The following is a 23,895-nucleotide window of genomic DNA, read 5'->3' on the forward strand; positions in this document are numbered from 1 at the left end:
CAACATACAGATTAAATGTCGAGATAAGCGAAAACAGCTTAAGACGCGACGATAAAGCCTCTTAGAACAAAAATGCGGCTAAGAGACCATGGATATCAATGCACGCTAACTTGGAACACACTGACTAATTGATTGAGTTTGTGCGCGGTGTTTTTTACCGAGCTAGAACGTTCTTGCAAGGTGCTAATAGAGCCATTCATTTGCTGAGCCGAGACACCTACTCGCTGTGCTGCTTCCTCATGCCGTTTACTGTTTTCATTAAGTTGCTTAATGGCAAGGAACATGTGTTCCACTAAACTATGTAAATTGGCATTTTCCGCCGAGGACTGTTCAGTCTTCTTAAGGCTGCGATCAACGTCTTGCACCCCCGATTCCATAAATGAAACAGCACTTCGCGTTTCTTGCTGAATGCCTTCTATCATTTGTTGTATTTCGTTAGCTGAAGTTGCGGTTCGCTGCGCTAACCCTCGCACTTCTTCCGCTACCACCGAAAACCCGCGGCCGTGCTCTCCGGCTCGCGCAGCCTCAATAGCGGCGTTTAGTGCAAGTAGGTTAGTTTGATTAGTAATTTCACTAATAACACCAATAATTTTCCCTACCTCTACAGTTCTGCTGTGTAACGAATGCACTTTAGTGGCGGAGGTTTCTACAATATTGCGTATATCTTCGGTGCCTGTGCGCACCGATTCATATTGTTGTCGCGCTTCGCTAACAACCGTATCCATTGCCTCTTTCAATGCCTCTGCCGTACTGGAAGCCTGCCCTATTTCCGTTATCTGCTCCTTCAATAGGTTAAGTATATCCTCAATAGCATCGCTCACTTCCGTGGACACCTGACAAGCTTCTCGGTTGGTATGTAACATGGCTTCATTAGTATGTTTTACATTGTCACTTGAGGTAATAACCTGACCAACAATGCCATCGAGGCTATCGATAAAGCTGTTTATCCATCGTGCCATATCGCCAGTTTCATCAGCCACTAGCCTATCGGTTGAAATTCGTTGGCGTAAATTCCCTTCGCCTTCTGCGATGGTACGAATAACCTCTGTCATTTCATCTAACCGCGAGGCCAATCGATTGGTACTTAGCCGGGGAAAAGCCAAGGTTGTTGCCAACAATAGCGCCAATGATATGCCGTCAATAGTAGATTGGGCAAAATCGGTAGCATAGTGCAAAGAACTATTAACCCCCAAAATTACAGCGGCAGTTAAACCAAACCCTTTCATCAAACTAAGGTTAATAGAACGACGACGATAAACTTCTTCAAGATCGCCTTCGCACATCATTCCCCATCTATCCGGCGAGCCTTTAAGTTGAAAAGTGACACCTTTACCAATAACCGGGATGTGGCGATAGTCAGAATAACCTGGATAAGTAATAAAAAGGTTTTCCCCTTTATTAATGGTTTCTCGCACGCCTGGATGCAATTGATTCGTGGCAGGATCCGTAAAACGTATTTCAAATTCGGTATGACGATCAACGCTTACTGTTCCCCAATTGGTGGTCACGCCGCTTTTTAAATTTTCACCATGAGAAAAGGTATTATCTTCAAAACGGGAACGGGACAATGCGGTACCGGGTTTGATACTGGGGTCAAAATGAGAGTCGACCATAAAAATATAGTTATCACCTGACTCAGGATAAATATGCCCTGCTTCACGCTGAATAAGATCGCCTAAAACATCGTTAGGTACACGGCCACAGACCGCACCAATGGCTTTACCCTGATATACAATGGGTTGGTAAAACATTAAGGTAACTTCGTCATGAAATTTCGAGGTTGAGGGGCCAATATCCAAGGTTAATTTATCTATATAGGGGCCATGTAAAAAAGGCTCTTGCGTTCCTTTTTTCCATGCTGCAGGGGGTAAGTCTCCGGCGCCAACGTGATGGTAATAGGTGGATGCAGTAACCTCCCCTTTAACATCAATCACAAATAACTCGGAAAAGTCTGGCGCTGCAATTAAACGCTCATTGAGCCATCGTACATCCACCTCTCCGTGCTCCTCATTTATATGATGGGCAATGTACTCCATTTGATCCCACTGGTGCGCTACCCATTGGTTAAGAATTTTAACCCGCGTCGCCGCAATACCTTCAAAAGTATGCTCCACCGCACTGTACTTATGACGGTTAAGAAAACATGACTTATACATAGCTATTTTGCCTGTACTGGTGAACCAGGTAAGCCATGTTTTCTCTTGCCTGCTCAAATTCATGCTACTACTTTTTAAATACGTCATTCCCGGCCACCTCTAAAACTACCCACCAAATACACGACAATAAGGATATAAAGGCAAAATTTGCGCCACTGAATGTAAAGAGGCTAGGCGATTGTGTGTACAGGCTTTTTTAATTCAAAACAAATACGCTAAGCAGGCTATTCAAGCTTTTCAGAGGCAATTGCACAAAACTAGTGCATATACAGACGAGGCAAATAAAACTTCACATACGTTGTATTTACTAGCTCCATTACCGTGTCTAAGCACCGGCTACGGACAATAAATTTAAAGGAGTTATTTGCTATCAAGAAGCGAAAGAAAGGCTGTGGCAGAAGGCGACAAAGGCCTACCTTTGTAGGTTAAACTGTACAAGGGCCTATTTTTAGGCTGCCATTGCTGCCTAGCGCTGAGCGCTTCAACACGCCCAATTTTAATCAAGTTTGCGGCCACAACTTCTGGCACAAGTGCAACCCCTAAACCGCTCGCCACCCCGTTGGCAATAGCTTCATTTGACCCCATTACGAGAAGATTTTTTACATTAAAATTGTGCTCTTTCCAGTAATCATCCACAACACTGCGGGTGCCAGAGCCTTGTTCACGTACCAGCCACATTGCATCTTCTAAGCCCTGGCGCGTTACATCACTAGATGCAGGTGCGTTAGCGCGCACCAATACTAAAGGTTCATCAATCCAATGCTTCGCATTAATATCTGGGCTAGTGCATTTTCCTTCGATAAAGCCAATATCTACGTTGCAGTGAATAAGTGCCTCTTCGATATCTGCTGAATTTCCAACAATGAGTTCAAGAGAAACATGGGCGTGACGTTGATGGAATGTAGCCATTAGCGACGACAGCCAGTAATTAGCAATAGTGCTACTGGCGCCTATAGTGAGTTTTCCCTGGGTTAGGCCCGCATGTGCTTTCAGCGCTTCTTCAGCTGCCTTTTCAATAGCAAATACTTCTTTTGCATGGGCATATAGCATTTCGCCTGCGTCAGTGAGCCGGATGACTTTTCCTTTAGACGCTCTTTCTAGCAGCGCAAGACCCACGTGATTTTCTAATTCACGGATTGTCTTAGAAACGGCCGGTTGGGTAATAAATAACGAGTGGGCCGCTAACGAAAAACTGCGCTGTGTAGCCACGTAATAGAATACGCGGAGGCTATGTAAATTCATTGCATTCCAAAAAGTAATGCAAACATGAAAAAAGACAATTTGAGTTATACATCAATAAACCGTAGTTTTCCAATACAACCAAATTGACAAAGGCAACATTGATGGAACAACGCGAAGAGGTAGATAAACGCACACACAACTCAAAAATACCTGGCCTTTTTCTCGCGCTATTATTGGCACTTATCGCGATAGGGCTTGCACACACTGCGCTTTTAAGTGATTTAGGTGTTAGCCCTCTGACTATAGGAATTTTACTGGGTATAGGTACAGTCAATAGTATAGGTCGAAAGTTCGAGCCTGTTATAGACAAAGGCGTAAATATAGCAAAGTCTACATTACTCAAACTTGGGGTTATCTTATTTGGCTTACATTTCACGTATGCAGAGGTTCTAACATTGGGATGGCGAGGGCTGGCCATCGACATTCTGGTGATTATCAGCGTGTTGATGCTTTCGCTATTTGTAGGGCGCTACATATTGAAATTAGACTACACCACAAGCTTGCTTATTGGCGCTGGCTCAGCCATTTGCGGTGCCGCTGCTATTTTAGCTACTGCGCCTGTGGTTAAAGCGAAAAGCGAAAGCGTAGTGATTGCTGTGGCAACCGTAGTGATCTTCGGTACTATTAGCATGTTTTTATACCCGGCTATTTGGCCTTATTTAAATATTAGCGCTGCCGATTTCGGTGTATACACCGGGTCGACGATTCACGAGGTTGCGCAAGTTGTAGCAGTCGGTACGGCGATTGGGCCTGAAAGTGCGCAAAGTGCCGTACTTGAAAAAATGCTAAGGGTAATACTACTGGCCCCTTTTCTACTCATACTTGCCCTGTGCCAGAGCACCCTCAAAAAAAAGCAAGACAATCAAAGTACTCCCCGATTTTCACTCCGCCATATGCCCTGGTTTGCGTTATGTTTCCTTATTGTTATAGGGGTAAACTCAATGGCAAGTATTCCGGCCGCTTTGATCACTGTGCTGATGTCACTTGATACTATGTTGCTAACTATGGCCATGGTGGCTCTTGGCCTAAAAACCCATGTGTCTGTGGTAACCCAAGCCGGGTACAAACCCATGTTATTAGGTTTTGTTTTATTTTTATTGCTGGTTGTAGGTGGAGGTATATTGAATTGTTGGCTCTTGGGCTAAACCTTACGTTGAGGGTTAACTGAACGGCGTTATCTTTGCTAGTTCCACATAAAAGGAGACTGGAATCGACAACGTTTACCAGGTTATTGTTTCCCCTAACGTAGGGATAACAGCGTTCCACTGGTGGGCATCAACAGCCTGTTTAAGCGCAAGCTTTGCCCCGGCTTCACCATGAACTAAAAATAGCTGGGGACGGCTTTCTTTAAAGTGAGATAACCAGTCTAGCAATTGAGCTTGACTGGCATGCGCAGAAAAGCCACCCAAGGTATGAATGTGCGCTTTAACGGCAATTTTCTCACCAGCAATTTTAAAGGTTTTAGCACCATCTACTAAGGCTCTTCCCGGCGTACCGAGCGCTTGAAAACCAATAAAAATAACATGAGACTGGTTGCGCCATAAATTGTGCTTTAAGTGGTGGCGAATACGTCCCCCGTTACACATGCCGCTACCGGCAATAAAAATGGCTCCGCTTACAATACGGTTTAGTGCCATTGATTCTTCTGTGGTGGTGCTATAGCGCAGTGTAGGTAAGAACGTATGCAAGCTTTTGCTCTTTATCCCATGATTTGCACGGTGACTTTCTATCGCTTTCATATCTTCGTCGTTATACACATGCTGATAGCGATGATAAATTTCCGTTACTGCTATCGCCATTGGGCTGTCGAGATAGATAACTTGCTGCTTGAGTTTCCCTTGCTGGTATAACTCACCGAGACGAAAGATAATTTCCTGAGTTCTTCCCACCGCGAATGAGGGAATTAAAATATTACCGCCGTTTTGCGATGCATCCTCAATCACCTGCTCAAATTCTTCTAATGTCGCTAACATTGAGCGATGGTCGCGGTCGCCGTATGTAGATTCCAATAGCAACACGTCGGCGCTTTCAACCACACTAGGGTCGCGTAGTAAGGCGGCCTGAGAATTACCTAAATCACCGGAAAATACTAGTTTTTTCTGCTGGTGGTTTTCGGTTACAAAAACTTCCACAATCGCTGAACCTAAAATATGTCCCGCGTCTTGAAAGCAAATATCAATGCCATCCACGAGTGTATAGCGCTGGTAGTAAACCTTTCCTTTGCAATAGGCTAGGGTCGCTTCCACATCCTCTACGCTATAAAGGGGGCTAACCTCGTCTTTGCCTGCACGGCGTCGACGTTTATTTTCCCACTCAGCGTCGCGTAATTGTAGTGAAGCGGCATCTTTCAGTAACACCGCTATCAAATCACAGGTAGGGTTGGTCATATAAATAGGGCCATTATAACCTTGTGCAACCAGCAACGGCAGACGCCCTGAGTGATCAAGATGTGCATGAGAAAGCACTACAGCGTCTATTTCTGCTACCGCAAAAGGAAACGGTCGAAGATTGGCGGCTTCTTCTTCACGACGCCCTTGGAATAAACCACAATCGAGCAATACCTTGCTACCAGCTGCTTGAAGCAAATACATCGATCCTGTTACGCCCTCTACGGCGCCATAAAAGGTAAGCGTTGCCATCAAGCTCTCCGTGTTCTTACACGCGATTGTTCTGACTAAAGATTAGACCAGTAAGGAGACTATTCAAATTTATTGCAGCGATAAGTAGCAAGAGGTGCGCAATAACGCTTCCCCCTCCCATATCACGTCTATTCACTTATCCTAACGTGAACATGCCGTTATCAGGCATTCTCTGCCGAAGCTTTCGCTACGCTTGCGTGCTACAGTGCAATTTTCGTTTATTCTCGGTAATTTCGGTTAAAATACGGTGCCTAGGAGGAAAAATATGTCTCAACACCTTATCGTTCGTCAATTGACCGACGTACTTTCACCCCGTCATGTAGTCACTGGTGATAAAAAAACCGAACATTATCGGTCAGGCTGGCGTTCAGGAAAAGGGGCTGCGCTGGCGGTTGTATTTCCGCAAACACTTATCGATTTTTGGCGTGTGCTACAAACCTGCGTAGCAAATAATTGTATTATTGTGATGCAGGCAGCAAAGACCGGCCTAACCGAGGGGTCTACACCTTCTGGTGATGATTACGACCGTGAAGTGGTAGTTATAAACACCTTGGCTATGAACAAACTTATATTGCTGGGTGAGGGAGAGCAAGTCGTCAGTTTTCCTGGCGCAACCTTGTTTCAGCTTGAAAAAGCGCTCGCCCCAATTAATCGTGCCCCCCACTCTGTTATTGGCTCTTCCTGTTTGGGCGCGTCAATTGTAGGCGGGGTTGCCAATAATTCCGGTGGTGCATTAGTAAAGCGAGGGCCTGCGTATACGGAACTTTCTTTATTTGCTCAGGTAGATAGAAACGGCCAGTTGCATTTGGTTAATCACCTTGAAATAGAGCTTGGCAGTACCCCTGAGGAAATTCTCGACAACCTTGAAAATAAGCGTTTTGACTGCTCCCTCCTTGCGACAAAAGGAAAAGCCAGCGCTACAGATTATCAAGCTATACTGCGAGACGTAGATGCGGATACGCCTAGTCGATTTAACGCTGACACAAAGCGTTTATACGAAGCGAGCGGCTGTGCAGGGAAGATAGCCGTATTTGCGGTGCGCCTGGACACATACCCGGAGGCAAAAAAAGAGCAAACATTCTACATTGGCACTAACAAACCGCATACCTTAACTCAAATTCGACGTCATATATTGGGTGAATTTAGCAACATACCTGAGGTTGGAGAATACCTTCACCACGAAGTTTTTGATATCGCCCGTGATTATGGCAAAGACACCTTTCTCGCCGTTAAGCACTTAGGTACGGACAAGCTACCTAAAATGTTTGCCGCTAAGGGAAGAATTGACGCCGTACTGAATAAACGACGATTTGCTCCTCACTATCTCACCGATCGAATTATGCAGGCCGTAGCGAAACTATTTCCCTCTCACCTGCCCTCTAGAATGACTGAATACCGCAATCAATATGAGCACCACCTTATATTAAAAATGAGCGATGAAGGAATAGAAGAGGCTAGGCGTTATCTAGCCGATTTTTTTTCACATAACCCTAATTCCGGCGCCTATTTTGAATGTAACGATGAAGAAACCAATGCTGCCTTTTTACATCGCTTTGCCGCAGCAGGTAGTGCTATACGTTACCAACTACTGCATGAAAAAAGGGTGGGTGAAATACTGGCGCTTGATATCGCGCTTCGTAGAAATGAATGTCAGTGGGAAGAAGAGCTCCCCGCCCATATAGCCGATAAAATTGAGAAAAAGCTCTATTACGGTCACTTTTTCTGTCATGTTTTTCATCAAGATTATGTATTAAAAAAAGGGGTCAATGCCAAAGTGGTAAAACAGCAGATGCTGGAACTTCTTGATACACGGGGGGCAAAATACCCCGCTGAGCATAACGTAGGACATCTATACGAAGCCCAAGAAGGACTAAGGAAGTTCTATCAATCGTTAGACCCTACCAACACCTTTAACCCTGGCATTGGAAAAACGGATAAGACCAAACGAAACTGCTCGTGCTGCGTATAGCTTTGGATAAATGAATAACGGCGCTATGCTAACAGCATTGCGCAAGCGTAAGAATTAACAGAAAGTATACTAATAGCAACCTTGGGTTAATGGGTATACTGTGGTCAGACGAGAATAACAAATAGGCCGCAAAGGTAGTCTTATGTTCACCGATAATGACCACCCGGAGTTAAAAGCTATACTTGAATTAGTCGACACACCTATTTGGGTTGTCGAAGCTGAACAAACACAGCCTGTAAATTTAGTCTCCTGTAATGCACCTTCATTGGTGATAGCGCAGTTTCCTATGGCTGATATTATTAATCAGCCTTTAAGCAACATTGTGCCGCAATATTTAGCAAGCCAACTGACTGACGCTGTCACTATCACCTTGGCAAGAAACGAACCACAACAGATTGAAATAACGGCCAATCACAGAGGTGTAAGCCGGTGGTGGAAAGCCACTATTTCGCCAGTAGAGTCAAGCCATGAGATGACTAAGCGAGCACTTATTACCTTTATTGATATTGGGGAAATTAAGACGCTGCAAAAAGCGCTTGAGAAAGCAAACTCACGTTTTAGGGCTATCGTAGACTCAGCCAACGATGGGGTTATCTCTATTGATACCAATGAAACCATTTTATTTGCCAATAATGCTGCAAAACATATCTTTCAAAACAATCACCTCGTTGGCCAGTCAATCAATAGCCTGTTACCAAAAAAATTCCGATCAAAACACAGCCAATATTTAAAAAGCTTCGAACATTCGAATGTACCCTCTCGCCCCATGCACATGCGCGCCGACGTTATGGGTTTGAGAAAAGATGGCTCACATGTTCCTTTAGAAATATCTATTGCACGTATTAGCGTAGAGGGAGAAACAGAAATGACGGCGCTGGTACGAGATACCACTGAAAAAAACAAACTTATCCGCGAACTCAATCATATTTCTACCATTGATAAGCTAACCTCTTTGTACAACCGACGCTATGCTGAGTCCTTAGTTCAAACTGAATTTGAGCGTGCTAAGCGATATGCTTCTCCGCTTAGTTTGCTATTTATCGACATCGATCATTTCAAACGATTCAACGACAACTTCGGGCACAGTGTGGGCGACAGAATACTGCAATCGGTAGCGTCTATTATCCATGCTAACGTTCGCGATGTTGATAGTGCTTGCCGCTGGGGCGGAGAAGAAATACTTGTGGTAGCGCCGGGGTTAACCATAGACGCCGCCCTTATCCTAAGCGAGCGGCTTCGCGGCGCCGTAGCAGCCGCTAAAGTGGACTATAAAAGCCGCGAATTGTCAGTTACCGTAAGCATAGGCCTCGCCTCGCTAAGTAATGAACATAGCTACGCGGAGGAACTAATAGAAACGGCAGACGAAAATATGTACACCGCAAAACGTAATGGGCGAAACCAATGTTTCACCGCATCAAGTGTGAAATAGTCAAAATTGAGAGGGTATTTGTTCACGGTTACAACCTAGCAGGCATCATTGGCCCTTGCTAAAATTTCAGCAAGGGGCCGAAAATATAGAAACCTTAAAGAGCCGCCTTCCACGCCTTTTCAGGCAATAGATAAAGTCCCTTTTTATGGCTACTGCCTTCACCCACAATATGCCCAATACCCGCAGCCATTACCGCAAGCGTTACATCAAAGGCGTTCAAGCTATCGCCATACCCGGCGGTAAGGTTAAACATAGAACCATCGGCCAGTAAAAACAGGGTTTTACCGTTTAAATTATACGCGTTTACATATGGCATAGGTTCGCTATGCTCAGCGTTTTGTTTAAGGTATGGCACGTCAATTTCTTGGGCTACGTGACCAACATTCAAAATAAACGTGCCCTCTTTCATTGCATCTAAATGTTTTGCGCCCACCACCCCATAAGCGCCTGTTGCAGTTGCAACCACATCGGCGGTTTCAACCGCACTGGCTAAATCTACTACAGGCCAACCATCGTATTTAGCTTGAAGAGCGCGGGCCGGATCAAGCTCTGCAACCTGCACCTGTGCACCAAACGCTTTCGCCGAGGCCGCGACGCCTTGACCTACAAGACCATAACCTATAACGACCACCACTTTTTCATGCAGCGTAAGATGGGTAGTTTGAAAGAAAGTTTGCCATGCACTTAACCCCACCATATGGCGATTGTGCAATCCTTCTTTAACCGGTAGATCATCCCAATTAAAAATTGGGTAGTGAGGCGCAACGCCGTTTAACCGTGTAATACCTGACCCCGTAGCTTCCAATCCTGCGACAATATTAGGCACACTCTCCTTGGCCTGTAACTTTTCATGCAAACGAGTGGTTAAATCGGCGCCCATTTCACACAAATGGGTGGGGTGCCATGCCAAGGCTTTATCAAACGATGCCGACCATTCATCGTTACTCATATCTCGCCACGCGTGCGCGGAGGCTCCTTTATCAACAAGGTACTGCACTACGTCATCTTGCACAGTGGTAGGGTTACACGTAGTAAGGAAGATTTCGCAGCCTTGCGCTAATAGCCCCTCCACCAAGGGGGCCATTTTAAGGTCTAGGTGCATATTGCAGGCTAGTTTAACGCCGTTTAACGAAGATAAAGACGAAATTGCAGCGCGCGTACGCGGCATGTGTAAGCTAGCCCATGCCAGCTCAGCTTGAAAATTCTGATACATAAAGAAGCTCAAATAGGAAAAGAAGAATGGGCTATAGTACGTTATAAACTGTTCTTTCTACAACTATCATAAGTTGTATTTATACATGCAGCAGTAGAAGTGTAAGTTATTAAATTATATTAAAAATATAAAGATTGAGCGACCTTTTGGCCGCCCATTTCTCGTTTAGTTTTGATACACCACCTGCTCAGCAGTATAGTCGTTTTTATTCGCCTTTATCTTAGGTGTATTTTTCATTGTCACTTTTTCAATACGCGTAATTGGCTCGCCGTTAGTAAGATATAGCGAAAGCGGTGCACTGTCTGCCCAAGATGTATTGCTAATGTGCAAATTCTGCACCCCGTGGAAATACATAGATGCGCCCGTGCGGTGGGTGTTTCCTTTACCTACATTAGTTAACGTATTATTGTCCACGGTGACCATGGGGCCAAAAGTACTTTCATCGAAACCTCCCCTGTATAGCGTAACCACTTCTTCCTTAATATCTTTAAATGTGTTTCCTTCTAAGGTTAGATTTTCCACACTGTACACGCCTAAATCTTCGGTTTCTTTATTTAACGACAACACTGCACCAGTGATATTTTCCATGTGCGAGTCTTTAATCTCGATGGCGTCTGCAAAGGTCCCCGGGTGCGCTTTAAAGAAGTAAAAGTAGCCATTTATGTCTAAGTCGGTAACCTTAACTGACTGCACCGACAAGGAATAGTTAATGTTCATAGATGAACGGCTCGTTCTAATAACGCTATTACCTTTATAATCAGGCGATGCCGCCCCATCAAACCATAGGTTTTCTACCTGCAGCGCCCCCCCATTTTCAATGACAATAAAGCTAGGCTTTTCAGAACGAAGCTTAGGCTTAGCGCCGTTTTTAGCCATAATAGTAACGGGGTGAGTAACGGTGGCGAAGCGAGTAAGTAAATACTCACCACCGTTTTCTAACTGCAATACGTCCCCTGGCTTACTGCTATCTAGTGCCTTTACTAGCGTATCTATACCCGGTTTAACCTGTATGGTTTTGCCGCTTTGAAAGGCAATCTGGCTATCATTTTTGGGGTAATAAGGCGCGCCGGTAGCATTTTTTTCCACCGGGAGTTTAACCTCGCCAAAACGTATTTTGTCTAACAAATCTTTACTGGGAACCCACAAGCCACGCTCATTTTCACTGACCTCATAGGGTACCTTTTTAAACCCAGACGTAAGGGGATTTTGCGCGTTATCATTGATAAGGTTGCCGCTAAAAGATATGCCAGAAACATCGTCAAATACCGTGATGGGGTTTAGGTTATGCTTTCCCAAAATAATGTTGTTTTTCATTTCAGTACTGCTCGGGGGAGCAGAACGCTCTTCATCAGCGCCCGCGCCCAGCTGAATATAGTCACTATCGATAACCACATTATTATTCATCGCTGATTCAATCACAGGATCGTATCGATTTGGCGGTGAATTAGGTACACCATTCATTATGACAAGGGCGCCGCGAAACCGTCGCCCGGTTAGCCCATAGAGATAGTTATTACTTACCGTTTGATGCTCATTGATAATACGGATACCGCCGGTATTAGGCTTTCGATTTCCTAGGAAGTAGTTATTTTCAACACGAGTATAATGACCATGACGCATGGTTAAGGTGCCTTGTGCTTCAAAAAATACATTTCCTTTAAACGTATTGCCGCTGGACTTATTAGAAATAATTTCATGTTCACCATTGGTTCTATCAAAGTAGTTATATTGCACTAACGTGTTGGCGTATTCGCGTGAGAAGTGGCTAGTACCAATGCGTAACGTTTCTCCCCCGTTAGCCCCTAATACCTGACGAGGACCAAAGTAATTATATTCAATAACATGGTGATTTTTCCTACTTCCCTCAGAATTCATTCTTACTGCAACCGTAACGCCACGGTTGCGTTTATTCACAAATGAATTGTGGTCTATGCGGTTGTGTTTCCCATAGATAGCCAACCATAAGTCGGAGAGCTGGCGCTCGGAGTGGCTAAAATTGTCGATTACCACATTGGTTAGCCGCGAATAGCTTGCTAGCTCGGTAGGTGAGGTACGAAAGGCAATAACTTCGCCAGTAGGGGTATGGCCTTGAGTAAATACTAAGCCATCTACAACCAAGTACTTTCCTGACAAACTTAAATTTGATACACCTGTGATAATCACTTCGCCTGGCGTTTGGGCTTTTAAAGTAATAGGGCTATCTTCACGGCCCTCGCCTTTAAACACTAGCTCAACATCGTTCCACTCCCCGTTGGCCATTATTATGGTGTCGCCCGGGGAGGCATTTCTAACCGCTTGATTGAATTCATCTATGTTGTTCACCACCTGCGCCATTACGGCTTGGTGAAACACTAATAGCGCAAACACGCTTAGCAGCTTCAGCGACATAAGTTTAACTTTTATCATTCTCCAATTCCTCGTTATTAGCACACCATGCTTAGTTTCATTCACACACGTCTTGCTATGCATGCTGTTTAATATAGCTAGCCGCCTGCGCAACGACCTTATCTAGCGGGTCAGCCACATCTATTTGAATTCCGTAATTAGGCGCTTCAAAGGTGGCTAGTTGCGTTTGCAATAAGCGCCCATCAAAAAAGTGACTTTGCCGTGCCGATAACCGCGCTTCTAAAAGCCGCGCGCTGCCGGTTAATGTTATCCATATAATTGGCAAAGTATAATTTGCGCTTAATAGCGCTCGATAGCTTTCTTTGAGCGCTGAACACGCTAATACCGCGCCCTTTTCTTGATGGTGCTTGGTTAGCGCTTCAGCTAATGTTGTTAGCCACGGCCAGCGATCTTTATCTGTGAGTGCTGAACCGCTCTGCATCTTTGCAATATTTTGTGCAGGGTGAAAATCATCGGCATCGAGAAAGGGGAGATTAAAGTGCTCGCTAAGTGCTTTTCCCACCGATGACTCACCTGTACCTGACACACCTGCAACTACAATGATCATAAGGCCCCCCTTTTACATTTGTTCGACAATGGCTATAACACCATTGGCGGAAATAATGATGGCAAACAATAGAGCCAACCCAAGAAGGCTGTTTAACAATTTGCCCGGCCCATGCTCTTTCATCAATTCACGCTTATTAATCAGTATTAAAATTCCAAGCACGACCAATGGCAAAACAAATACATTGAAAACCTGCGATAGTATTTGCCCTTTTATGGGGTTAAACCCAAACACCGGAATGATAAGCGCTACGATACACGCGACCCCTGTTATGACTTTGAACTGGGTAGACTTTGTATCGAGCTTCCCCGAGCGATAATCAGCGACCAGAAGCGGTGCAATCAACAAACAAGGAAAAACGGACGATAGGCCCGCTGCCAGGGTGCCAAAGAAGAAAACGGTAAGCGCAGTTTTTCCCGCAATGGGTTCAAGTGCGTTAACCATGTCGAGTACATGCGTAATTTTCTTACCTTCATGGAAAAGTGCACCATGGGCGACAGCCATCACAGATGCACTAATTATGAAAACCAGAAACGCTGCAACAAACGCATCTTTACGCTGTTGATTCTGGTTTTCCATATTCCACCCCTTGCCTTGAATAAATAGTGGACGAGAGAGAAAAGTGGCGGCCGCCATAGTGGTGCCTACGAATGCAGCCACCATCATCTTCCCCCCAGCGACTTCAGGAATAGTAGGAACGAAGCCAGCAACCACTTCGCTTGGCATAGGGTGGACAACAAAAAGCGAGAAAACAAAAGAGAGGCCCATGCAAGACACAAACATCACCAGTATTTTTTCGAATATTGAATACTTACCAATAAGCATGATTGCGTACATAATGCCTATAACACTTACCGCAATGGCTAACACCAGCTCGTATTTGTACTGATTTAATGAAGGGGAATACAGGGCTAGCATGTCGAAAATAATGTTGGACGATATGCCAAGGATCCCCATTAAGGAATTCCATTGCCCAAAGGTCACCCCTACTATTATCAATATAGCGATAGGCTTACCGAATTTTAGGTGTTTTCTAAAGCTATATAGCGCGGTTTCGCCAGTAACAATGGCATAGTTCCCAAACGCATAAATAAGCGCGCCGGAAAACAAACAACTGAGAAAAAGCACCCAAAGAAGTGACATGCCATAAGTACTACCCGCCACAATCATAGAGGTAACACTACCGGTACCTATGGTGTAGCCAATAGCAAAAAAGGCGGGCCCAAAGGCCATTATTTTCTTGATCAACGATAACATCTTGCTACCTCTGTAATCTCGCAGATATTGTTTTTATAGTAGGCAGTTACGGCAATTACGCCATGTATACGCCACCGTTAATGTCCAGCGTAGCGCCGGTAATAAAGCCGTTATATTCTGAGGCCAAAAATGCCACTGCCCTAGCAACGTCCAGCGGGTTACCTGCTCGTTGTAGCGGAATTTCACTAATGGTTTTATTCGCTGATGCATCTGTAGTATGGGTTGCATGAAACCGCGTGCCGAGAATAAGACCCGGGGTAACGGCATTCACGCGAATATTATCGGGGGCTAATTCAGCGGCCAGCGAACGGGAAAAAGTAAGCACCGCGCCTTTTGAGGTTGAATAAGCTACCGGACAATAATATTGCCGAGGCACTGCAACGCATAACAGGCGTATCAATTAGTCGCGATTTTGGCGTGGGGGAGTCTGTAACCATACGGGGCATATCGCAAAACCGTGTAGAACTAAACGGACGCTCTACCTCGGGAAGCGGGCGTGGCGGTATTAGTTTAGAAGACTTCCCCTCGAGCTTTTTGAAAACAGTTGAAGTAGTAAAGTCTCCCACCCCTGAAATGATAGAAGGTGCGTTAGGCGGTACTATTAATATGACCACAGTAAGGCCACTTGAGCTTGATGAGCCACTTGTCGCGATTACGTTAGATGGCGAGTATGCAGATAAAGCGGAAAACTGGGCGCCTATGTTTACCGGTGCTGCCGGGCGCAATTGGGATCTTGGTGATGCAGGCACATTCGGCGCCTCGGTAGTTGCGTCGTATCAAGACCGCACCTTGCGTCGCGATCAATTTTTCAATTTGGTTACCCCCACCGAGTTAGACTTAGATAATGACGGAGTTAGCGACCAAGCAAACACCCCAAGTGGGAATTATTTAGTGCGTAGCCAAAACACCGTTGAGCAAAAAACTGAACAACGTGAACGTACGGCGTTAGGTCTGTCACTACAGTGGGCGCCTAAAGATACAGATGCCTTTATTTACTTTGATGTGAATACCACAGACTTAGACGGCGGTCAGGAAGCGTACTCGGTACTCAATGATAGCAAAGACTACAGCGACCTTATTCTTGACGATGCCTACGACGATGCACAAGGTCAATTGCACAATTTTGGTTCTGGCAGCGCATTTGTACAACCAAAAACTTGGGCTGACTTCACCACCAACGAATCGATGTCTAATGCGTTAGGCGGCGAATGGTTTATTAGCGACCAAATTAAAATATCTGGTGAAATTGCCTATACGAAAGCAGAAAGTTTGCGCACGAATTCTGAATTTAATTTACGCCCTATCTCGCGTGCGCAATATGAAGAAGACGGCACAATTACTGAAAATTTATTTACTATTACCATGACCCAAGAGGGTGAACAGGTACCGGGTTTATCGTTTTCAGACGAAGATGCCTTGCTTGACCCAAGCAATATGGCGATACGCCAATTTACCCACCAACGCTATTATGAGGAAAACGAAGAGACAGCCATTCGTTTCGATGTAGAGTATATCGAGCCGTTTGCAAGCTTAAGCTTTCTAAGCAAGATGAAAGCGGGTGTTCGTACTACCGATAGAAGCTATGAGCTGGACCGTTACGACCTGCGCAATAACGGAAGCGAGCTTAAAAACTTACAAACCAGCGTATCCTATGATGGTGTGATCCGCCCTACGTGGGTTGATGAATTCAATCAAGCGTATGGCGGTTTCAAAGAAATTAACCACGGTAATACATTCGAACAAACCGGCATAACCGGGGCCAATGCGCTCACGCATTATTACGTTTACGATGGTGCCGCACTTGCCTATGACATTAACGGCACTTACGACCGCGTAAAACAAATGCTGGCAGGAAGTAGTCATGAACTTACAGGCTCGTTAGATGATAATATGGTACGCAATACGGGGTCTTACGCGCTTATCGATGAACAAACGCAGGCATTGTATGCTCAGTTTCATTTAGACTTTGACAAACTTACTGCAGTAGTTGGCGCGCGCTATGTAAAAACAGACCTGAAGTCAGACACCTATGACCAAAGCGGCACTTACGATTATTCAGACTTGCTACCAAGTATTAATGCCACTTACTCTCTGGCCGACGACACCCTAATAAGGTTTGCCGCCGCTAAAGTTATGCGTCGTCCAGAATTTGGCGAACTTAGCCCGGCAATCAGTGTAGACAACTCCCTGGTTACAGGTACCCAAGGCTCTTATCAATTAGACCCCTATCGAATTACGCAATACGACATATCGGCGGAACATTATTTTGGTGATGGAGGAATGGTATCTGCCGCGCTTTTCTATAAAGATGTTGAATCTTTCACAGTTGCAAGTAGTTCATGTATGGCGAGTGCCGATACCGTAGAAGGGCAAAATGTCACAGAGTACGTAAACGTATGTCTACTTGATACTGCTGGGGTAAGCCAAAACGATGTGAATTATGTTACAGGCGATCAAGGGTTAGCCTATGTAGAAGCACAACGAGACGCAGGTTTAACCGGCATTGTTATAGATACAGATGTAAATGGTGGCAGTGGTAAAGTGGCCGGTATTGAATTGGCATATCAGCAGCAGTTTAGCTTCCTACCTGGTATATGGTCTGGTTTGGGGGTAAGTACTAACTATACTTACGCTGATAGCGAACAGCCTGATGGCAACCCGCTCCTGGATATTTCAAATAACACGTTCAACGGTCAACTCTACTGGGAATATGAAGGCTATCAAGTACGTCTTGCGTACAACTGGCGGGATAAGTACTTAGACACGCAAGATGAAAAACGTGTTCGCCCTGTGGGTGCGTTAGCGACGGGTGTTTACAACCGAACCAACCCAGAAGAAGCCTACTTCGACCCGACATTAGGTAACAACTACCGCGACTCTCGGGGTCAGTTCGACGTCTCGTTTAGCTATGATGTAAACGAAAATATCACGGTTATTGCAAATGCGGTGAACTTAACCGCAGAGCCAGTGACGCAGGTGAGTGAACTCGATAGCATCTGGCTATACAGTGAATCGGACAGACGCTTTACTGTAGGTGTTCGTGCACGCTGGTAAGACTTTCCTTTCGGCCGCAGCCTAGCTGCGGCCATCCTATTTTTCATTTTTTATCGCTATTAACTTTCTCACATTAGGAGCGCCATTATGCTGGAAGCTAAACCACTTTGTATTGCGGGAACCTTGGCCCTTTTTTTTGTGGCGGGTTGCAACGACAATACGCCTTCTTCCTCGTCAAAAACATCGGTAGAGCAAAATAAAAAAGTGCCTGGTGACGTGTTCGACCTTTCTCCTTGGAATATTTTATTACCTGTGGACGCCGACGGTGATGGAAAAGCAGATCGCGTGCACAATGGCGACTTACCACGCTATCAACTAGACGAATTTTTTTATCTTGATGCCGATAACAACATGGTATTTGCGGCAGCGAATAAAGCGTTCACTTCGCCTACGTCAACCAATACCCGAAGCGAATTAAGGCAGGTTTATCCTGATAAAGATGGTAATGTGCCTAGCTTTGATAACCCGAAAAACTATTTTGCACTGGCATCTCACCCTAATACAGACCAGTTTGCAGCGCTAGGCGGGCGTATGGAAGCCAGGTTAAAAGTGAATCATGTATCTACCCATGCTAAATACGAAGATAAACCACCCGCGTTTTCCGTGGTTGTCGGACAAATTCATGCAGGTAAACTAGACGCGTTAAGAGATGAGCAGTCTGGGTTCGGCTGGGGTAATGAACCGCTTAAAATTTACTATAAAAAATACCCTCACCATGAAGCTGGTACTGTATTTTGGAATTATGAGCGAAACTTACCGGAAAAAAACCCAGATCGTATTGATATCGCCTATCCGGTTTGGGGCAATGGTTGGAATGACAACACAGATCCAAAAGAGCAAGGTATTGCTTTGGGGGAAAGCTTTAGTTACATAGTGAACGTTTACGGCGATACCATGTATCTAACCTTTAGCGCGGACAACCACCCTACCGTTGAGCATCAAATAAATTTGGCTAACAATGTGGACGCATATGGGCAGGTAGATAGTGAAGACGACCCGGTGGGTTACAAAAACGACTGGTTATTTTTTAAAGCCGGGGCGTATAACCAGTGCAGCACGAAAGATGCCCCAACATTTCGTTACCCTGCCTGCCCAGGAACCGGAGACTGGGAAACGGATAAAGCCGACGGTAATTATACCAGTGTTTCGTTTTCTCATTTACACGTGGGTGCTGCGGTAGCGGTAAAATAAGGGGCGCACAGCCCCTTGATATAACGCCGGAAGTAAGAGAAGAGATAATGAATAAAAATAAAGTCAGACTTATTGATGTGGCAACGAAAGCAGGCGTATCTAAGAGTACCGCATCACAGTTTTTAAATGGGCGCTTCGACTTTATGTCGCTCGATACACGCTTACGTCTGCAGAAAACGGTAGAAGAGTTGAACTATGTTCCCAACAACATCGCCCGTAGCTTAAAAACAAATAAAACCCGAACCCTTGGCGTGATCGTGCGTGATATATCCAGTTATTACACCAGTCAAGCCATTAGGGGAATGGATGATTATTGCAAAAAGCAAGGCTACGATCTGTTTATTTACAACTCAGATTTTGAACCCAAAACCGAGAAAAATGCGCTTACTACCCTTTGCCAACTCAATGTAGACGGCGTCATTATTGCCTCGTGCGGAAATAACGCCAAACTCATTGAAGATATATCTAACAATACCGTTCCTGTGGTGCAGTTTCAGTTAGAACACGACGATTGTGATACCGGTATTGTGGTGGCTGATTATAAAAAGGCCTCCTTCGAAGCCACAGAATATTTACTGAAGTTGGGGCATAAAAAGATTTGTTTTGTAACCCAGAAATTTGAAACGGTAAAGTCGCGGCAAGAGAAGTATCAAGGGTTTGTTGATGCCCATAAAAAGCACAATGTGGCTGTGGATGACACCCTAATTTTACACTGGAACCGTAAGGAAGGTTTGAAAGGCTCGCCTGTTGATATGCTCAATAGCGAACAGGCACCAACGGCGTTCTTCACGCAACAAATTGCTATTACTGTAGATGTACTAAGGGAGCTAGAAAAAGCAAACATTGATATACCCGGCGAGGTTTCATTATTGGGGTTTGAGGAAATACCTATGGCTGAATTTTTCAAAGTGCCAATTACGGTAGTGAAACAGCAGCCCTATGACATAGGCAGTGAAGCCGCGCGCATGCTGATGAATAAAGTTAATCATCCAAGTTCGGTAAATACGCGTATCCTTGTGCCCTGCTCGCTAGTTAAGCGCGAGTCATGCGATACGCCGCCTCAACAAAATTAACTATTTATTAACTGTACAGCGTGCCTAAAATCCAGCGGCTGAGGTAAAATATCGCCACATTGTTGCGCCGAAACACCACAAAGTTTGGTAAAGTAAGCGCTACTTAACTTGCTCAAATATCTTCCATGCTATCATTTATTTCCAGCACGCTATTCCCTGTACTTATCTTGTTATTGATGGGTTGGTTCTTTTTCCGTATCAGATGGATTAACGATGCATTTATTGAATCCGGCTCTAAGTTGGTGTTTAACGTTGCGCTACCGGCTTTATTGTTTTTATCCATCAGTCAATCAGACTTTTCCCACGCAGCCAACGTCGTTCTGATATCTATCGGGCTAGGTGGCACATTACTGATGTGCGCAATATTAATGATTCTAGCACATTTCACCGTTACCCCCCGAAATGCGCGCGGCGTGGTTGTGCAGGGCGGCTTTAGGGCAAACATGGGCATCATCGGGCTAGCTTATGCAGCGAATACCTACGGCCAAGAGGGGTTAGCAGCGGCCTCGGTTTATATGGGGTGCGTAACCATACTGTATAACGTGGTATCGGTGTTTGTGCTCAATTACTATCAAGATGGCCAACGTGCCCCTATGAATCAAATAAAAGGAATGATTAAAAACCCGTTAATTATTTCTATCGTGGCTGCTCTCCCCTTTTCCTACTATCAATGGCAACTCCCCGAAGTAGCATTACAAACCGGAGAATATTTTGCGCAGCTTACTTTGCCATTAGCCCTTATCTGCACAGGCGCATCGCTTCAGTTTCGCTCTTTTTCAAGTGATTGGTATAACATAGTTCTCGCCTGCGTAAGTAAATGCATTGTGTACCCTACTTTACTGGTAGGTATGGCCTATTTAGCTGGCATAGAAGGTATGTACTTAGGCGTATTACTGTTGTTGTCTATTGCGCCAACCGCCGCCGCTAGCTATATAATGGTACGTAATCTGGGGGGAGATCACCGTTTAGCAGCAAGTATTATTGCCGTTAGCACCATTGCTTCTCTTCCCATTACGGCAATAGGCTTTGGTACGTTATCCGCCTTACATTTAGTCTAGCTAAATGTGCCCGCGGTGGGGGTTATTCTTTGTGGCAATCTGACCTTTTCGCAGCTAGTGCTTGGGCGTTGGCGGCATTGGCGCTGCCACTACACAATTTCGGCCTCCATTTTTCGCCATATAGAGGGCTTCATCGGCCTGTTTAATTAACCCCTCAAGGGTAATGTTGGAGGCTAACGAGCTGGCTACACCTAGGCTCATGGTTACCTTGACCGATTTTAACACTATCATTTGGGCAACCTCCCGTCTTAGTGTCTCCGCTAATGATAAAGCTTCATTAATATCAGCATTGGATAGGAAAACTAAAAACTCTTCTCCCCCCCACCTAAACAATAAATCAGAACTTCGTACTCGCGCTTTTATTCGCTGAGCCACCATTTCCAATACTTTATCACCTACGTGGTGGCCAAAGTCGTCGTTAATTTGCTTAAACCAATCTAAATCAATAAGCAGCACTGCCATAGATTGCTGATTTCGTTTGCCTAGCTCCCACAATGGATGTACCAACTGAGTAAAGGCCCTGCGGTTATATAAGTTGGTGAGTGGATCGATGCGAGCACTGGTTTCAGCACTTACCTTAGCTTCCTGAACCTGTTTAAAATTAAACCCTAACGAGATAGAAAGTAATGACATCTCACATAATATTCCAATCTCTATCCCCCGAAATGCCCACTGCGAATAAGGGATTACTCCCCATGTGGCCAAACTCGATATTGTGGCTCCACCCGTACCTAACGCGATGGCCGGAACAAAAAATTTAGCTAATACATTACCGTTTTTATAAGCAAAGAAACCTATCAGTAACATCCATATAGAGAGCGTAGTAAGAATAACTAATTGCGCCATTACCGCGAAGGCCTGGCTGCCATAAACCAGCATAATAGCGGCCAATACTGATAATCCAGCGTATATACTCGATCTTAGTGCGTATAGCCTAGGCAAATACACCTTCGCGTCTAAGTAACTGATGGTAAACGTTACGCCTGCACTGATGTAGCAGAACATCAGTGCAGGCATTAACCATTGTTGAACATAGGGTACATTGCCCCATACCCACCAGTAACCATGCCCCGTGTAGGTAAAATTGAAAAGTAAAAATGCCAAAAGGTAGAGAGAATACAGGATGTATCGACGCTCTTTTAAATAGAAAAAAAGCATCACATTATAAACAAACAGGATAATCAAAGCGCCGTAGAGGGCACCATAAAAATAGGCGTTAACTAAAGCCTGTTTCTCCATTTGGGCGGGGGTACCAATGTACACGGGGATAGTCATAGGATCGGCGGAGACTACGCGGATAAGAACCTCTGTAATACCGGGAGGAAAATGATGTTCTAATGCCGGCATTCTTGAGTTATAGATTCTGTTCCCAATAGTTTGGGTGTCACCAATAGACGCTTTTCGTACCAACTCACCTGACGCAAAAAAGAAGATATCTATTGTATCAAGCCAGGCATTGTCTATTTTTAATACCCGCGCGACACCTGGTAGAGTGACATCACCATTAGCGTTAAAACCAGTAGGGCTTAGAGGTAAAGTTGGCACGCGTATAGATAGCGCAATCCACACTTCATTAGAGGTAAACCCAAAGCTCACTTGGCGTGTATGGTTGGGTGTAAACTTACCGTTTAACAACGCCTTATACGCGTCACGGGGAGGTAAGCCTACGCGGTCATTTATCATTACCCCTGCATTGGGGTTAACCAATGTCATTTCAGCATCTAGCGCTATTGGCGAAAGCGAAGCCATTGAAGAGCTATGCAAATTCGTTCCACACGCAGAGAAACTAAAACAAAGCAGTATTAAAAAACTTTGAACCACGAGCCACATCTATAAGGCCCCATTAAAACGTTGTGCGGAACAACGGCTAATATTAGCAATATGTTGATTATTTCACCTACTATACCCCAAACTTAAGCCTATTGGCGCAATTTAGTATTTTTATTATGCTCGCTAGGCTATTTGCGGATACAGGGAGAACAGCTTTTCCCAGTGAGAAAATGTAGGTACATGGTCAAGGCTATCGTTAATAGGTTGCATTTTATCTACTAAATGGCTCGCTCCGGTATATTTCACCACCTGCATATTCGCCGCTAACGCACCTCTAATACCGGCTTCGGAGTCTTCGATAACTAAACAATGTTCAGGTTTAACGCCCATTTTATGAGCCGCTAGTAAAAATATGTCTGGAGCTGGTTTGCCATTTTTCACTTCTGAACTGGTGGTAACCCGCCCTTCAAAGAACGGCAACAACCCAGTAGTGTTTAAGGCAAACTTTACCCTATCTGGGCTACTACTGGTGGCGATACAATTTTTCGTTTTAATTCTCGGCAAAATACTTTCAAGTTGAGGTGTAGTCGTCAGTTCGTGATTAAATACCTTTAATAACTCTTCAAGATAATCATCGCGAAAGGTATCTGGCAAACTAACCTTAAAATCAGCCAATATCTGTTTTTGGGCCGACTCATAGCTTTGTCCTAAAAAGTAAGTATCAAAGTAGTTATCGCTCACGTTCACACTAATATTTGCAAGCATGCTAATAAGTACCCGTTTACACAACACCTCACTGTCTACAAGTACCCCATCGCAGTCAAATATAATTAGTTCAATCGATGTATCATTACTTTTCATTGCAACGTCCCTTTACCCTCGCTCTCTACT

17 protein-coding genes are annotated in these 23,895 nt (G+C 44.7%); 7 read left to right on the forward strand and 10 right to left on the reverse strand.

Translation table 11 applies throughout. From position 1 onward, the window contains the following. Nucleotides 1–95: 95 nt before the first annotated feature. A complete protein-coding gene (locus GTH32_RS14250) occupies nucleotides 96–2,243 on the reverse strand; it encodes a methyl-accepting chemotaxis protein (protein ID WP_163086999.1) in 2,148 nt (715 codons plus the stop codon). A gap of 273 nt (nucleotides 2,244–2,516) precedes the next feature. Next, the gene (locus GTH32_RS14255; protein WP_163087001.1) at nucleotides 2,517–3,398 is read right to left on the reverse strand and encodes a LysR family transcriptional regulator; all 882 of its coding nucleotides are present in this window, start codon (nucleotides 3,396–3,398) and stop codon (nucleotides 2,517–2,519) included. A gap of 101 nt (nucleotides 3,399–3,499) precedes the next feature. Here GTH32_RS14255 and GTH32_RS14260 point away from each other — a divergent pair, with 101 nt between their 5' ends. Then, complete coding sequence (locus GTH32_RS14260; RefSeq protein WP_163087003.1) at nucleotides 3,500–4,543, forward strand: YeiH family protein; 1,044 nt, start codon at nucleotides 3,500–3,502, stop codon at nucleotides 4,541–4,543. A 75-nt stretch (nucleotides 4,544–4,618) separates the two neighbouring features. On the opposite strand, the gene GTH32_RS14265 is transcribed toward GTH32_RS14260, so the two are convergent. After that, nucleotides 4,619–6,037 (reverse strand): MBL fold metallo-hydrolase RNA specificity domain-containing protein, encoded by a 1,419-nt coding sequence (locus GTH32_RS14265; protein ID WP_163087005.1) that lies wholly within the window; start codon nucleotides 6,035–6,037, stop codon nucleotides 4,619–4,621. A 265-nt stretch (nucleotides 6,038–6,302) separates the two neighbouring features. Here GTH32_RS14265 and dld point away from each other — a divergent pair, with 265 nt between their 5' ends. Together dld and GTH32_RS14275 are read left to right on the forward strand one after the other, a co-directional pair. Further along, entirely contained in the window at nucleotides 6,303–8,006 is a 1,704-nt protein-coding gene (dld, locus tag GTH32_RS14270; protein ID WP_163087007.1) for a D-lactate dehydrogenase, read from the forward strand. Between the two features lie 142 nt (nucleotides 8,007–8,148). Next, complete coding sequence (locus tag GTH32_RS14275; protein ID WP_163087009.1) at nucleotides 8,149–9,435, forward strand: sensor domain-containing diguanylate cyclase; 1,287 nt, start codon at nucleotides 8,149–8,151, stop codon at nucleotides 9,433–9,435. Nucleotides 9,436–9,529: 94 nt separating this feature from the next. Here the strand turns inward: GTH32_RS14275 and GTH32_RS14280 are convergent, their stop codons facing one another. From GTH32_RS14280 to GTH32_RS14300, 5 genes are all read right to left on the reverse strand, one after another. Then, entirely contained in the window at nucleotides 9,530–10,648 is a 1,119-nt protein-coding gene (locus GTH32_RS14280; protein ID WP_163087011.1) for an adenosylhomocysteinase, read from the reverse strand. A gap of 165 nt (nucleotides 10,649–10,813) precedes the next feature. Then, nucleotides 10,814–13,054 carry a polysaccharide lyase 6 family protein gene (locus GTH32_RS14285; RefSeq protein ID WP_163087013.1) on the reverse strand — a complete coding sequence of 747 codons (2,241 nt, stop codon included), beginning with the start codon at nucleotides 13,052–13,054 and terminating at the stop codon, nucleotides 10,814–10,816. A 55-nt stretch (nucleotides 13,055–13,109) separates the two neighbouring features. Then, nucleotides 13,110–13,601, reverse strand: a complete 492-nt coding sequence (locus tag GTH32_RS14290) for a gluconokinase (protein WP_163087015.1) — start codon at nucleotides 13,599–13,601, stop codon at nucleotides 13,110–13,112. Between the two features lie 12 nt (nucleotides 13,602–13,613). Further along, the gene (locus GTH32_RS14295) at nucleotides 13,614–14,858 is read right to left on the reverse strand and encodes an Nramp family divalent metal transporter (RefSeq protein ID WP_163087017.1); all 1,245 of its coding nucleotides are present in this window, start codon (nucleotides 14,856–14,858) and stop codon (nucleotides 13,614–13,616) included. A 55-nt stretch (nucleotides 14,859–14,913) separates the two neighbouring features. Continuing rightward, nucleotides 14,914–15,183, reverse strand: coding sequence for an SDR family NAD(P)-dependent oxidoreductase (locus GTH32_RS14300; protein ID WP_343033440.1), 270 nt, complete (start codon nucleotides 15,181–15,183; stop codon nucleotides 14,914–14,916). 8 nt (nucleotides 15,184–15,191) lie between these two features. Between GTH32_RS14300 and GTH32_RS14305 the strand changes: the two genes are divergently transcribed. The 4 genes from GTH32_RS14305 (at nucleotide 15,192) to GTH32_RS14320 (ending at nucleotide 21,234) form a co-directional block, all read left to right on the forward strand. Next, nucleotides 15,192–17,912 carry a TonB-dependent receptor gene (locus GTH32_RS14305; protein ID WP_246223271.1) on the forward strand — a complete coding sequence of 907 codons (2,721 nt, stop codon included), beginning with the start codon at nucleotides 15,192–15,194 and terminating at the stop codon, nucleotides 17,910–17,912. An 87-nt stretch (nucleotides 17,913–17,999) separates the two neighbouring features. Continuing rightward, the gene (locus tag GTH32_RS14310) at nucleotides 18,000–19,103 is read left to right on the forward strand and encodes a polysaccharide lyase family 7 protein (protein WP_163087019.1); all 1,104 of its coding nucleotides are present in this window, start codon (nucleotides 18,000–18,002) and stop codon (nucleotides 19,101–19,103) included. Between the two features lie 47 nt (nucleotides 19,104–19,150). Next, nucleotides 19,151–20,176: a LacI family DNA-binding transcriptional regulator gene (locus GTH32_RS14315; RefSeq protein ID WP_163087021.1), complete on the forward strand. Its 1,026-nt coding sequence runs from the start codon at nucleotides 19,151–19,153 to the stop codon at nucleotides 20,174–20,176. Between the two features lie 125 nt (nucleotides 20,177–20,301). Further along, nucleotides 20,302–21,234, forward strand: a complete 933-nt coding sequence (locus GTH32_RS14320) for an AEC family transporter (RefSeq protein ID WP_163087023.1) — start codon at nucleotides 20,302–20,304, stop codon at nucleotides 21,232–21,234. Between the two features lie 54 nt (nucleotides 21,235–21,288). Here GTH32_RS14320 and GTH32_RS14325 read toward each other — a convergent pair whose 3' ends face one another. Continuing rightward, nucleotides 21,289–22,998: a diguanylate cyclase gene (locus tag GTH32_RS14325; RefSeq protein ID WP_246223272.1), complete on the reverse strand. Its 1,710-nt coding sequence runs from the start codon at nucleotides 22,996–22,998 to the stop codon at nucleotides 21,289–21,291. A gap of 189 nt (nucleotides 22,999–23,187) precedes the next feature. Continuing rightward, complete coding sequence (locus tag GTH32_RS14330; RefSeq protein WP_163087025.1) at nucleotides 23,188–23,865, reverse strand: HAD family hydrolase; 678 nt, start codon at nucleotides 23,863–23,865, stop codon at nucleotides 23,188–23,190. Nucleotides 23,866–23,895: the final 30 nt, after the last annotated feature.

This window comes from Alteromonas profundi (genome assembly GCF_010500865.1).
GTDB classification, from domain to species: domain Bacteria; phylum Pseudomonadota; class Gammaproteobacteria; order Enterobacterales; family Alteromonadaceae; genus Alteromonas; species Alteromonas profundi.

Excerpts from the sequence above, each read along its gene's own strand:
- GTH32_RS14250 (WP_163086999.1), bottom strand. The coding sequence starts at position 2,243 with ATGACGTATTTAAAAAGTAGTAGCATGAATTTGAGCAGGCAAGAGAAA.
- GTH32_RS14255 (WP_163087001.1), bottom strand. The coding sequence starts at position 3,398 with ATGAATTTACATAGCCTCCGCGTATTCTATTACGTGGCTACACAGCGC.
- GTH32_RS14260 (WP_163087003.1), top strand. The coding sequence starts at position 3,500 with ATGGAACAACGCGAAGAGGTAGATAAACGCACACACAACTCAAAAATA.
- GTH32_RS14265 (WP_163087005.1), bottom strand. The coding sequence starts at position 6,037 with ATGGCAACGCTTACCTTTTATGGCGCCGTAGAGGGCGTAACAGGATCG.
- dld (WP_163087007.1), top strand. The coding sequence starts at position 6,303 with ATGTCTCAACACCTTATCGTTCGTCAATTGACCGACGTACTTTCACCC.
- GTH32_RS14275 (WP_163087009.1), top strand. The coding sequence starts at position 8,149 with ATGTTCACCGATAATGACCACCCGGAGTTAAAAGCTATACTTGAATTA.
- GTH32_RS14280 (WP_163087011.1), bottom strand. The coding sequence starts at position 10,648 with ATGTATCAGAATTTTCAAGCTGAGCTGGCATGGGCTAGCTTACACATG.
- GTH32_RS14285 (WP_163087013.1), bottom strand. The coding sequence starts at position 13,054 with ATGATAAAAGTTAAACTTATGTCGCTGAAGCTGCTAAGCGTGTTTGCG.
- GTH32_RS14290 (WP_163087015.1), bottom strand. The coding sequence starts at position 13,601 with ATGATCATTGTAGTTGCAGGTGTGTCAGGTACAGGTGAGTCATCGGTG.
- GTH32_RS14295 (WP_163087017.1), bottom strand. The coding sequence starts at position 14,858 with ATGTTATCGTTGATCAAGAAAATAATGGCCTTTGGGCCCGCCTTTTTT.
- GTH32_RS14310 (WP_163087019.1), top strand. The coding sequence starts at position 18,000 with ATGCTGGAAGCTAAACCACTTTGTATTGCGGGAACCTTGGCCCTTTTT.
- GTH32_RS14315 (WP_163087021.1), top strand. The coding sequence starts at position 19,151 with ATGAATAAAAATAAAGTCAGACTTATTGATGTGGCAACGAAAGCAGGC.
- GTH32_RS14320 (WP_163087023.1), top strand. The coding sequence starts at position 20,302 with ATGCTATCATTTATTTCCAGCACGCTATTCCCTGTACTTATCTTGTTA.
- GTH32_RS14330 (WP_163087025.1), bottom strand. The coding sequence starts at position 23,865 with ATGAAAAGTAATGATACATCGATTGAACTAATTATATTTGACTGCGAT.